The 12,742-nt window shown below is 33.6% G+C and carries 15 protein-coding genes; 1 reads left to right on the top strand and 14 read right to left on the bottom strand.

Annotated elements, in window-relative coordinates; translation table 11 throughout:
- Positions 1-187: 187 nt before the first annotated feature.
- Entirely contained in the window at positions 188-802 is a 615-nt protein-coding gene (locus CD29_RS12075) for a LysE family translocator (protein WP_036187117.1), read from the bottom strand.
- A gap of 236 nt (positions 803-1,038) precedes the next feature.
- Between CD29_RS12075 and CD29_RS12070 the strand changes: the two genes are divergently transcribed.
- On the top strand, positions 1,039-1,488 hold the full coding sequence (locus CD29_RS12070) for a hypothetical protein (RefSeq protein WP_036187114.1): 450 nt from the start codon (positions 1,039-1,041) through the stop codon (positions 1,486-1,488).
- A 217-nt stretch (positions 1,489-1,705) separates the two neighbouring features.
- Here the strand turns inward: CD29_RS12070 and CD29_RS12065 are convergent, their stop codons facing one another.
- The 13 genes from CD29_RS12065 to CD29_RS12005 all read right to left on the bottom strand — a co-directional run bounded on the left by CD29_RS12065 (position 1,706) and on the right by CD29_RS12005 (position 12,688).
- Positions 1,706-2,275, bottom strand: coding sequence for a 2-phosphoglycerate kinase (locus CD29_RS12065; protein WP_036187111.1), 570 nt, complete (start codon positions 2,273-2,275; stop codon positions 1,706-1,708).
- A 13-nt stretch (positions 2,276-2,288) separates the two neighbouring features.
- Positions 2,289-2,738 (bottom strand): DinB family protein, encoded by a 450-nt coding sequence (locus CD29_RS12060; protein ID WP_036187108.1) that lies wholly within the window; start codon positions 2,736-2,738, stop codon positions 2,289-2,291.
- 40 nt (positions 2,739-2,778) lie between these two features.
- The gene (locus CD29_RS12055; RefSeq protein ID WP_036187105.1) at positions 2,779-3,816 is read right to left on the bottom strand and encodes an alpha/beta fold hydrolase; all 1,038 of its coding nucleotides are present in this window, start codon (positions 3,814-3,816) and stop codon (positions 2,779-2,781) included.
- 117 nt (positions 3,817-3,933) lie between these two features.
- Positions 3,934-4,659, bottom strand: a complete 726-nt coding sequence (locus CD29_RS12050; protein ID WP_036187102.1) for an alpha/beta fold hydrolase — start codon at positions 4,657-4,659, stop codon at positions 3,934-3,936.
- A gap of 198 nt (positions 4,660-4,857) precedes the next feature.
- The gene (locus CD29_RS20480) at positions 4,858-5,538 is read right to left on the bottom strand and encodes a Pr6Pr family membrane protein (RefSeq protein ID WP_169716181.1); all 681 of its coding nucleotides are present in this window, start codon (positions 5,536-5,538) and stop codon (positions 4,858-4,860) included.
- A 205-nt stretch (positions 5,539-5,743) separates the two neighbouring features.
- Positions 5,744-6,094 carry a hypothetical protein gene (locus tag CD29_RS12040; RefSeq protein ID WP_036187096.1) on the bottom strand — a complete coding sequence of 117 codons (351 nt, stop codon included), beginning with the start codon at positions 6,092-6,094 and terminating at the stop codon, positions 5,744-5,746.
- On the bottom strand, positions 6,084-6,323 hold the full coding sequence (locus CD29_RS12035; protein WP_036187093.1) for a helix-turn-helix transcriptional regulator: 240 nt from the start codon (positions 6,321-6,323) through the stop codon (positions 6,084-6,086). Before CD29_RS12035 ends, CD29_RS12040 begins: the two co-directional genes overlap by 11 nt.
- Positions 6,324-7,060: 737 nt before the next feature.
- Positions 7,061-7,594 (bottom strand): DinB family protein, encoded by a 534-nt coding sequence (locus CD29_RS12030; RefSeq protein ID WP_036187090.1) that lies wholly within the window; start codon positions 7,592-7,594, stop codon positions 7,061-7,063.
- A 508-nt stretch (positions 7,595-8,102) separates the two neighbouring features.
- Entirely contained in the window at positions 8,103-8,471 is a 369-nt protein-coding gene (locus CD29_RS12025) for a DUF4181 domain-containing protein (RefSeq protein WP_235801832.1), read from the bottom strand.
- Positions 8,472-8,564: 93 nt separating this feature from the next.
- Positions 8,565-9,476 (bottom strand): serine hydrolase domain-containing protein, encoded by a 912-nt coding sequence (locus CD29_RS12020; protein ID WP_052124137.1) that lies wholly within the window; start codon positions 9,474-9,476, stop codon positions 8,565-8,567.
- Positions 9,477-9,655: 179 nt separating this feature from the next.
- Positions 9,656-11,116 (bottom strand): GerMN domain-containing protein, encoded by a 1,461-nt coding sequence (locus tag CD29_RS12015; RefSeq protein WP_036187084.1) that lies wholly within the window; start codon positions 11,114-11,116, stop codon positions 9,656-9,658.
- Positions 11,082-11,633 (bottom strand): RNA polymerase sigma factor, encoded by a 552-nt coding sequence (locus CD29_RS12010; protein ID WP_052124136.1) that lies wholly within the window; start codon positions 11,631-11,633, stop codon positions 11,082-11,084. The genes CD29_RS12015 and CD29_RS12010 overlap by 35 nt, the downstream gene beginning before the upstream one ends.
- Positions 11,634-11,980: 347 nt before the next feature.
- Positions 11,981-12,688: a CPBP family intramembrane glutamic endopeptidase gene (locus CD29_RS12005; RefSeq protein ID WP_081976234.1), complete on the bottom strand. Its 708-nt coding sequence runs from the start codon at positions 12,686-12,688 to the stop codon at positions 11,981-11,983.
- Positions 12,689-12,742: the final 54 nt, after the last annotated feature.

Below are 12,742 nucleotides of genomic sequence, written 5' to 3'. Positions count from 1 at the left end.
TATATTAAAATACAAACCTTTTACTTTCGTGTTACAAGTAGATTACGAGGAATGTTTTTTTGGGGGTTGAAATTAGCAAATCGAGTTTTTTCGTCTGGAAGATTGGAATATATAATAGAAGAAACATAATTTTTTGAGGAAATGAACGTGTTAAAAAGGCATTAATCTTTTCAGATTAATGCCCTCTTTAAATAATCCCAATTATTAAACCATATAAGCCAAACAATAATAATATTAATCCTGAAATACGGTTAACAAGACTTAGAGAAGACTTCTCTATCCGGTTCGCAACAATTCCAGCTATGTTACTTAGCAAAAGCCACCATATTGCTGAACCTAAAAATATTCCTAACACTAAAACTAAGCCAAGTGTTGTAGAGTATTTATCCATTATTCCGAGACCTGAAAAAATAGCAATGAATGATAAAATCGTTACTGGGTTCGTTAATGTTAAGAAAAAGGTTGACGCGTATGCTGTAAAAGGGTTGGTTCCTTTTGCCTTGGCTGATGTATTCGATGGTCTTGAAAAGAATATTTTCACACCCAAGTAACACAAGAAAGCTCCACCAATAAGCTGAAGCCACCACTGCTGTCCAACTAAAAAATTTGTGATTAGTGTCAAACCAAGACCAGCAATTAATCCATATACTCCATCTGCTGTTGCAGCTCCTAAACCAGAAACGAATCCAACGAACCTACCATGCTCAAGTGTTCGGCGAATACATAAAACCCCAATGGGACCAACAGGTGCCGCAATACTGAACCCAATAATAAGTCCCTTAATTAAAATTTCTCCGAACATTGAATCTTCACCTAATTTATCTTTTTGTAGAACGGTACAAATCCACCTAAAATCGGATTCGTTCATTCTATTTATTCTACATGATAAATGAAAAAATCCTATACTACATAGATTTATATTTTAAAGCCACGGGATATTACTCACCGAAAATCAATAAATGGTCAACTTTCTAAAACTATAAAATATATTTAGTAAGATAAGGTCTATGAAACTAAATATGAAGGAGGTTTTAGCCTATGCGAATTATTTTATTTGTAATGCTTTGTATACCATTATTAGTGGGATGTAGTGCAGCTAAGTCGGATGATTTTTCAAAGTGGAATGACGAAAAAGTTTATAATTATTTAAATGAGATTCAAAATTATATTTCTGACATACCCAAAGAAACGAACAACAAAGAATCAATAGTTATGTTATATGAAAAGTATTTTAGTTCTGAGTTAAGTGTTAAGATCGTTGATTCGCTTTATGATAAATCAGAAAATGGTTGGAAAATTCCAGACGGAGATGGTGGATTTATATTCACTGTTCCAAACAAAGAACAAAATAAAGTCTTAATTATTTTCAACAAAGATTCTATTATTATTGAAGAAACATACGAACCTGAAACATGGATGTACTCCAAACTTCAATACACTATTTCTTATGATAAAAAACCTTTAATAACCGAATGGATTTTAGAGTAGGGAATAGTTATTCTATTTACAGTTTTGTTAAACCATATCAATCTAAGCTCTTATCATTATTGGACATATACTAATTAACTGACCATTGAAGATGAAAAGAGATTTCCTTTTTAGTTGCGCATCTTGATTCCCCTTAATTGCTTATTAAGGGGGCTTTTTTGTTGGATAGTTAATTCTACAAAAAGAAATATCCTCCACAATGAACTTCTCAAGCCCCCTATTTTAAACAATTGATTCTCCGTTTTTCAGTCTCAATATAGTCATAGATTTTCATTATTTCAGTATCATAGTCATTTTCAATTTCAAAATACCTTACATCTGCATTTATACAGGCTTCTTTAAATTCTGTATGTTCGTTTATTACTTCGTTTACTGTTCTTTCTTCTGACCCAGCACGGTGTTCGATTGCATTTCTATGTTCTACTATTTTTGTTTCAAAGTTTTCTTGAATATAATTCGTTGAAAACCCGAAGAATACTGGAATGATTTTTTCTGAGTAAAAATTGTCAAAGTCTTTCAGATAGTGCGGCAATATATAGCATCCTTCAATAATAAGGTGTTGTTCATTCTCTATATTTGTCATTATGATTCCTTTTACTATTGGCCAGAGCTTATCACCAATCACTTCGTTACTATCTAGTGGTGTGAATCCACAATTCTTATCTCCTCTGTACAAACCCATTTTTAAATGATCGATTGAAAGATAAGTAATATGATATTTTTCTAACAACTTTTGGGCCATCAAGGTTTTCCCGGTACTGCTGACAGCGCTAATTAGGATAATCATAGATTTCTCCCTTCTAATGACTTAACTTCTCTTTTATCTGTTTCAAATGATGAATATCATGTTCTACAAACATTTTTATAAAACTTTCAACTGAGAACTGTCGATTACCACTTCCAATAGTAAACCTAACATCTTCAACAACTATTAAGGTACTTTCAATTAGTTCCTTCCGTGTTTCAGTGAAAGCATCTATAATTTCATCTACTGAATAGTCTATTAAATATGATATTGCTTCCTTATTATGTTGGTCATGGTCTGGAAACTGTGGCAAGTTTGCTCCATTAAACATAGCAGGAACCATATTTTCAAGAATATACTTATCCCAATAATATAAGTGTCCTATAATTTCTCTAATAGACCACTTTCCTTCACTAATCGGGTCAACTAGCTGGGATTCTTTTACCTCTTTTAATTTTTGAATCTCATGCAGTGTATCTTCAAATTGCTTAAATACTTTCTTCATAAATTCCTTCCCCCTATCAGATGTTTAAATTTTAGGTGAACTACTTCTCCAAACTTCTCCACGTTTTGATCAACCATTCAGCAAAAAGTACTTCTTCTTCAAACTGCGGGTAATGTGCAGAACTCTCAAATACAACGAAATCCTTCACTGGGGCTTCCAATTGATCAAAATATTCTTTTGCTGCTTTTGTTGATGTCATATAATCATATTTTCCCATGACGAAATACAAAGGAATATCAACTTTATCTACTATTGTTGTGATATCCTTCTTGTTTTGTTCATTTAGTAATATTGCTTGTGTTGCTGAAATTCCACTAAAATAACGTATCACATCAAGCACGTTATATTCTGGGCTCGTTAGAAACCCAGTGAAATAGTCCATATTATCATCGATTAACCTTGCTGCTCCTCCGTATTTACGGACCATGCTTCTTGGTGTAAGTGCTTCGCCGCTTTTAATAGAATCTCTAAGCAGCTCTAATTGCTCTAAATCTTTTTGATTTCCCGCTTGGTGCGCTTGGTCTATTGTATATTCTAAGCTATCTGTCTCGCTATCTATAATGTTGGAAACTTGACCAATACCAACATAAGCTGCGTAGCTATTTGGGTTTTGACTTGCAGCCTGCAATCCTATGTTTGTTCCAAAAGAATGGCCTATTAATATTACTTTTTCTTGGTGTAATTCATTTTTAACATACTCAGTCAGAGCCAATAAATCTTCCACATGTTGATCTATCGATATATTTGAGTAGTCTTCAAAAAAGTGAAATGACTTTCCACTCCCCCTCTGGTCGTAATGAACAATTGTAAAATGTTCCTCCAGAAGATCTTGATACTTTCTGACATAAGGAATCTCTGAACAGCCAGGACCACCATGCACGAAGATGATAATCGGATTACTCTTATCAACACCTCTAATCATCACTTCAAGTTTTGTACCATTTATTTCGATTTGTTTTAATTCTGCAACACTGTTTACTCCTTCGATTTTAGGTGTCCAGGTAGGAAATAAAAGAATAGTTAATATGAACAAAGTTATTGTAATAAGAAAAATAATGACCTTTCTTTTCCTTTTCACATGCAAGCTCCTAAACTATTATTAAGATTAATTAAACTCCATATGTAGAAATCTTCAATAAGAAATGGCATTTCTCCTTCTTTAAGGAATGCCTCGGTTCATTTGCAGTAATATATATTAATAGTTTTCAATAAGCCTCTTTATTGCGCTAACGATTACTTCTGGTTCATCATTCTGTATATAATGGGCACTATTTTCAGCAATGATAAATTCCCCGTTTGAGGATATTTCAAGAATCTCTCTTTGCATCTCATGCCACAATGCTTGTGATTCTTTTGAATAATGAGCTTTCTTTCCCGCTGAAAGAACAATCAACGGGACATTTAACATTCTTCTTGTATTCTTCAACTGTTTTAAGCTTTTCATAAACTCATCGTAATTACCTTCGTAAATGAATTGCTTGTTGTATGCTTGTTGAAACTCTTGTGGCATCGTAGGAAGGAATCTCTCCCTATATTCTTCTGGTGTAGAATCGACCAAGACAAGCCCAAATACCTCATTTTCATATTCAGTTGCATACAGACGTGTATTAACTCCACCAAATGAATGTCCAACTAATATGTATGGGGGTTTTATATTTACTTTATCCAGAAGTTCATGCAATTCTCTTACCATCTCACTACTAGTTCTGGGTTTAGAACTTGTTTCACTTTTCCCAAGTCCCGCTCGATCATAAACGAGAACATCAGACAGCTTTGATAGATCACTAATCAATGAATCCCAAACCTTTGAAGTATCTCCATACCCAGCATCCATTACAATAGTCGGTTTTCCTTTATTTTCTCCAACCAATTTAGCGTATAGTTTACAAACATTTATTTGTACATACATCTCTTTGGACATTTAGTTCGTTTCCTCGCTTTTGTAAAGTCACTTTATAAACAAGGGCACAATTCTCGTTAATGAATTGCGCCCAGTTGTTGAGTAACACAGTTATTATTTTATTGATTAATACCACTTCCTTTATTCAATAAAAAGAGGCATATCTCCTTCTTGAAGAAATGCCTATTTAGCTATAAGTGCAATTTAGAGCTCACACGGTCAAAGATTTTTTCTAGTATATCGTGTTTGAATTTGTGGCAATGTTGTTTTTAATTTTACAAATACCCTATTAAATGTAATCAATAAAAAGCCCAAAATTATATAGACAGATAAATAAGCTAATATAAACAATACAACATTTGTATAACTACCAACACCTACAGGAATTTCACCATTAGGATTCAAAAAGAAATATGGATAAAAACCATCAAATAAGCCTCTAACCATTGAAACAAAGGTATATAGAAAAGGATATATCATCCAGTAAAAGATGAACTTATAGCTGTATTTTTTCATGATTTCAAAAACAAACCAATTCATAAATACAAATATGGGTATTAAATAATGTAGTGTAAAGTTAGTGATATTCCGAATTCCAACGTATTCTCCACCACTTGAGAGAAGGAAATGGTAGGTAACAATAACTATGAACATGAAGATAACGCAACAATTTTTCAAATAATCCAAGAAAGGAGTCGAATATTTTCTCGTTAAAATTGCTAAACAGCTAAATAAGAAGGTTATAGAAACAATTAGATTCGACTGGATTGTGAATTTTGTTATAGTGACCCAGGGATCAGGAGAGTAAATGATATGTAATACAATGCTGAAGAATCCAAGGAATGATATTAATAAGTGAAAAATTGCCTTTAATATTAGGTTTATGGAGTTTTCATTCACACTATCACGCTACTCCTTTTAATTTAATAATCCTTAAGACGTAGGGCTGCTTCCAGAATATTGTTGAGGAGAGTGCGGATTTGGCATGACTATATTTGGTTAGTACTTCCTGAACAAATCCTCAATCAAAACTTGTTATTGATTATCCACTGGAGATTAGCCGTCTAACCACCATCCTTCTCTCAGCCATGCCCCTCGGCATTACTTATGAAAAATCCTTTTTATATTGTACGGCCAAGTAAATTCCTCCAGCTAAAAATGCGATACCATATTTGAACAAGAAAAAGATGTTCCACATATATTCTTTAGGAAAAATGATGTCACATAGGATTACTACCGCCAGCACACAGTAAGCGCTTTTCAAAGAGATTATATTTGTACGTTCGTCTTTTTGCCCCATCATTTTATGCATTACATAGGCTAAAATCGCACTCCCCATAAGTAGTAAAAAACCAGCAACGATGAGAATATTCCAATTTCCAGGCGATTGTTCAGCCCACGACTTTAAAGGAAGAAAAATAGCGTTTTGGATATCTGTGAAAAATTTATTTACCATTTTCATCATCTCCTTTTACATAAGTAAAAATTTCGTTTACATCAACATTAAAAAATTCTGCAATACGAAAAGCTAACAACAGAGTCGGAACATAGTTTCCTTTTTCCATTACAAAGATGGTTTGTTTAGAAACCCCAACTTTCTCTGCTAATTCTTGCTGAGACATTCTGGCAAGTACACGATATTCATAAACCTTATTTGATATCGAATCACCAAAATCTTTCTTCATGATCCTCACCTCTTGAATCAAATTATAAATTTAGTTTTTACAAAAGTAAAGTAAACTTATACAAAATATAAAAAAGTTTTTATTTTCGTACGTATTACTTTAATTTCATTTGTGAGAAAATGAAAAAGAACCTGACGAAATTCACACTTCGTCAGGTTCTCTTATTAGAAGTTCATGTTAATTCTAGTCCTCAAGTTGCTGTTATTAGAAAAATTGGGCTACTTATTAGAAAATCTGAGGGTGTTATTAGAAAAAATGATGTAGTTATTAGAAGTTCACCTTAATTTCAGTCCTCAAGTTGCTGTTATTAGAAAAATTGGGCTACTTATTAGAAAATCTGAGGGTGTTATTAGAAAAAATGATGTAGTTATTAGAAGTTCACCTTAATTTCAGTCCTCAAGTTGCTGTTATTAGAAAAATTGGGCTACTTATTAGAAAATCTGAGGGTGTTATTAGAAAAAATGATGTAGTTATTAGAAGTTCACCTTAATTTCAGTCCTCAAGTTGCTGTTATTAGAAAAATTGGGCTACTTATTAGAAAATCTGAGGGCGTTATTAGAAAAAATGATGTAGTTATTAGAAGTTCACCTTAATTCCAGTCCTCAAGTTGCTGTTATTAGAAAAAATGGGCTACTTATTAGAAAATCTGAGGGCGTTATTAGAAAAAGTGAAGGTATTATTAGAATCTCTCTTTATCTAAATCTTCATCTTGCTGATTATCAAAATCAAATTCTTTCTTAATGCTTAGTCTCTTTCAAAATACCTAAATATTCTTCCCAAGGACCCACATCTGCCCTGTATCGCTCAGCCATTACTCGTACAATTTGAGAAATATGAGTTAAATCATGGACAACCCAGGTTGAAAGCAACTCTCTTACCTTAACTGTACCAAATGCAGGGTGTGAACCCTCTAACTCGAGATGTAGATCAGGTTCAATCAAAGATTTAAGCTTACTAATGTTTTGCATTCGGATTGCTTTAAATTCCTGGAGCTTCTGATCAATTGAAGTTTGAGACATATTTTTCAAATGTGAAAACCGGTCAAAGGGAGGGAATGGATTATTAGAAATTTCCTGAAGAATAAATTCTAACCTTGGAATCCAATTATTTTTCTCTCCCTCAATAAGGTGTTCCACTACTTCAATGGCGTTCCAAGTTCCTTCGCCTTCATTACAGTGGAGCCATCCTTCCGATAAACCAGATAAAAAATACTCCAGCGTTTGGGGTGTACGTTCTAGCAACTCAATAGCTTCATTCATTTTAAAATGCATGCAACTACTCCTTCCCATAATTATATACGTCAATTTTTATGAAAATATATCTCTATAATCATACCTACTATACAAAATGATTCTACTCAAATATAGGATTTGATCGGAGCTGTTATGATGAAAAGTGAATCTGCAGAACACTAGGCGTTTAGTTTGTACTCTACCGTCTTAATAAGCCGAGTTTTTGGACACTAGCCGCTCTGTTTGAGGCTCTACTGTCTTAATAAGCTGAGTTTTTGGACAATAGCTGCTCTGTTTGTCGCTCTACTGTCTTAATAAGCAGTCTATTGGGACATTAGCCGCTTTGTTTGTCGCTCTACTGTCTTAATAAGCTGAGTTTTTGGACACTAGAAGCTCTATTTATGGCTCTACTGTCTTAATAAGCAATCTATTGGGACAATAGCCTCTCTGTTTGTGGCTCTACTGTCTTAATAAGCAGTCTATTGGGACATTAGCCGCTCCGTTTGTGGCTCTACTGTCTTAATAAGCGGACTTACGCCATTTCAAATTAAATTGTTGTAAGTCCAAAGATCCCAAACTGCCATACAATTACTGCAAAAATAACAAAGAATATTGCTTCTCCAATACATACTACGTAATATCTTGAGTCAGGATCTTGCTTCCACCAAAAGAACGATTCTATCACCCAAGGTACAGCTGCTGATAAAAGAAAGATACCTAATACTGACATTTGTGAAATAACTCCTATTTGCAAAAAGTATAACAGGAGAATAAAAATAGGAATTAAGAATGTTCCTAAAATGACATTAATGATTTTATGTTTCTTGTGAACGAACTCCTTATGATAAGACTCCTTTTCTACCTTGAATATCTTAATAAGAGCCCTTTTTAATAAAAACTTTAAACAAAAGAACATTGCTAAAAATAGTAACAGTTTTGTAAGGACCATTTCTTCGCTCCTTTAAAAAAACTTTATTAAACTAATTCGCCTTATTTACCAACTTATGTCTCACACACCCTGCCAACTACCTAAAAGTTCTTCGAAAAAGACTCTCGGTGCAGACTGCAGGTCTTCTTGTAGTTGGCTTTTCGCCACAGCCATTATATTTAACTCAGGAACTATAAATATATATTGTCCAAATAGACCATTTGCATAGTAGTACTCCATGCTCTTGTTCGTACTTTCATAAGTCCATAGCTGATAACCATATCCATAGGTTCCTTCTTCTGTTGTATCAACTTCTTTATTTTGTTTTTTGGATTGAAGAATCCAGTTGGATGAAATCAACTGCCTGGAATTGTATCGACCTTCATTTAAATAGAGCTGTCCAATCTTCACCATATCCTCTAAAGTTAGCGAAATACTAAAACCACCCCCATGAATTCCTTGCGGGTCCGTTAGCCATGTGTATTTATTGATCCCTAATGGTTGGAATAGATATTTATCAGCAAATGAAGCTGTAGGTACACCAGTTATTTTATGTATGATTGCACTTAGTAAATGATAGTCTCCGGAATTGTACTGAAAGGTTGAACCGGCTTTATAGATCATAGGCTGTTCGAGTATGGATTTAACCCAGTTTTTTGAGCCTTGAAAATTCACTACTTGTAATCCTGAAGTCATGGTCAGCAAATGAAAGATGGTGATTTCCTTCTTCTTTGAATCTTTTGACTCTACAATTTCTGGAAAGTAGTTTTGGATGGGTTCGTGGATTGTTTGGATTAACCCTTTATCTACAATAATTCCAATTAACAATGAAACAATGCTCTTTGTTATGGAGTACACCTTCGCAGGCTTTTCTACGACTTTCTTATTCTTTAAGTATTCGAAGATCCGCGTATCCCCCTTATAAATTACGAATGCTTCAATTCTTATACTTTTAAGTTTCTTTTCAAATTCAATAAAAGACTGTTTACTCATCTCTAATCCCCCTCCCCCTACATATTCTTTCTTTCAAATTCATTTCCTTTATTTGTATCAATCTCATTCTTTAGCTTAAAAGAAAAATGGATTGCCGCAGCAACCCACTTTCAATTTGAACTTTGTAGACTAACAATTAGTAGGGAATGAACCCCCACTGTTTCAATTCTCACTTAATATTATTGTGAGTCTAGCCTTTTCCAAGGTTCTTCAATACTTTCTAACCAATGAACCCACGCACTGAAGCTACCGTCGAACTGGAAATAGATTTGTTGTATTTCTGGAAATTTCTCGAAGGTTGCTGAATAAAGTTCATTAAAAAAGTATTGGGCTTCAGCGCTTGCTGGACTTCCAGCTAAGAAATCCTTAAAATCAATAATTACCGTCCCATCTTTATTGATTGATGCTCCATTCAATGAGTTTTCATTCCCATATTGGATTTTATCATCTTTTAGAAGATTTCTAATTTCAATCTCCAATTCCGGAAAAGGTTCTCCAAATGTTTTATAATCAAAACCAACATTAACTCTTTCCACTTGTTCCTCAATAAAGCTTTCATACTGTTTTCCTAACGTTATTTCATATAAGGCTACATGTTCGTTTTCAGGAATTACGAGATAGATTTTATTTTGATCTATTTTAATATAATTTTCTAGCCGCTGAGGTTTTTCTATAAAATTCTCCTCTGGAATACGCACACCTCCCAGCTTAGAACCTTGTTTGTTAAGTCCATATATATGCGTCTCTGAAATGGGAGTATTTACGGGAGGTGTAACGGTCTGCATATAAATTATTTGTTCATCCATTTCCTCTAGGATCGCTAAATTCCCAATTCCTAAGTCTGATATCATAGGAATTTCAATCTGTTTCTCTTTATCATTAATTACTAATAAGCTTTCCTTACGGTTAATATTCCTAATTTGAAAAGGAAGATTTTTATCATCTATGAAACTCATAGTTTGGAGGTTAGCAAACTTGTTTTGATTTTGACCAACGATAATTTCATTTTTTGCTACTTCATATAATGCGTCTGGAAAAAATAAATCCAATTTCGTTAAATCGTATGTCTTTGCTAGTTTTCCGTCCGGATGATATTGATAAACGATTTTCTCCACAGAGTTTAAAATAAATATATTTTCATCTTCTGTAACCAATATATCTTCAAGTCCACCAATAATAGTTTGGTCTTTATGAATTGGAAATGACCTTGTATTACCATCAACACTCCTAATAACTACCTGAGAATTAACCTCATCTAAAAGATATAATGTTCCGTGCTCAATATCAAAACTACTCACTGGATTAATACCATGAGCACTTAAACCAATTTCTCCTTCTTCACTTCCATAATTGATAGTGTCCACCAATTGGATACGTGAGGATTCTTCAATTAAAAATCCTTTTGTTGTTTCTACGTCAATTTGATAGGAAAAAATTATTATTGGCAATATAAAAATAATCGCTACTGCAACAATCAAAGGAAATAATTTCTTCACCTTTTGTTTCTTTTTTGTATTTTCTAGCATAATTTGACGATATAACTCTTTTACAAAGTCTGGCGATGGTTGTAAGTCTGGCCTATCTTTAATTGGACGAAGTAGCTGTTTAGCTTCTTGAGTTAGATTTTTGGAATTTTCCATTTTTATTCACTCCCTCCAATACATGTAGTTCCTTTTTCAAAACCTTTACTGCACGATAAAAGTCCACTCGTATCTTCAATTCAGAACAACCCAATATTTCGGCTGTTTCTTTAATTGTCATTTCTTGGATTCCCCTTAATATGAGTAAACTCCGATAATGAGGCTTAATTCTAAGTAAAGCATGTTGAATTTCCTCCCACTGTTCCTTTATTAAAAGAAAGTCATCCAAGGAATTCTTCATATCTTCGTTTGTAGTTTTTTCAATTATTTCAGGTAATGATGACTTTTGCTTCCTCTTTCGGAAATGATCGATTGCTGTATTCCTTGCTATCGATAGTAACCAATACTTTGCACGATTACGATCTTTCAGCATATGAATATTTCGTATTGCTTTTAAAAAGGTTTCTTGTGTAATATCTTCTGCATCTTGTTTGTTACTGGAAAAATATAAAGAAAAATGATAAATATCTAAATGAAATTCTGTATATAAACGTTCTATATCTAACCCGCTACTCACTAACATCCCCCCTCACTAACAAGTCGTGCTGCAATTCATTTTGTTTCAAATACTCTAAAGTTATTTTATTTTGGGAGTAAACTGCTTGGAGGACAGTTGAGGGACGAAACCACAAGGAGTTGTCACGAAAGATTGGGTTTCGTGACAGTAGAGGTGCGAAATCGCTTTGTGTTGTCACGAAAGAACGCTTTTCGTGACAGTAGAGGCATGAAATCACTCCGAGTTGTCACGAAAGATCTGTTTTCGTGACAGTAGAGGCATGAAATCACTCCGAGTTGTCACGAAAGAACGCTTTTCGTGACAGTAGTCGGACGAAATTACTTCGAGTTGTCACGAAACCGCCTCTGTCAGTTGAAGATCAACACAATCAAATTATATAGAGAATGAATGATAATCACTGTCCAAAGAGAATTACTCTTTTTATATATAATTCCAAATAATATACTTAAAACCAAAATTGAGAGTATCGTAGTCATAGTAACTAGAAGATTAGAAAACTCAAACTCACCTTTATAAATCCAAATTGGAAAGTGGATTGATACAAAGAGCAAAGAAGTGATAGTATTTGCAATCCCAAATTTAAAAGATTCCATAAGTTTTCTTAATAGAAAACCTCTAAAGACAATCTCCTCAGTGATTCCAACTAATAGAACAACATTTAGCCATTCGTTAACCTCTAATTGAAAATCAATCGTATCCCCTAATACAGTAATTTTTAGCACCACATAGAATAGCAAAACTAACGATACCCAACCCGTCCATTTCAAGCCGTTTCTAAAGTTATGACGCAAACCTAAATAAGAAAACGGTTCAACTTTATCTACAAATTTAACTAATAAAACCACAGGAATTACCCAAATACCTATTTTAATAACGGCTGATATAATAGCTCTTGGAACGGGTTCCATCAAATCTAAAAACTGAACCAACCATAATTCCCTGATACTCCAAAAGAAGAAAAATGCTATGAAATATAGCCAAATATAATTTTTATTGGTTGTAGCTGCTATCAGAAACTCCCCCTTTTCTTCAAGAACCCTACTCCGATAATTCATTACTTCAATCGAGTAGAGGGAAAATAAGTTAACTTATTTTCGCCCCTCTCACAA

The organism is Ureibacillus manganicus DSM 26584 (genome assembly GCF_000772945.1).
GTDB lineage: Bacteria > Bacillota > Bacilli > Bacillales_A > Planococcaceae > Ureibacillus > Ureibacillus manganicus.
This window is presented reverse-complemented; position numbering and strand designations above follow the sequence as displayed.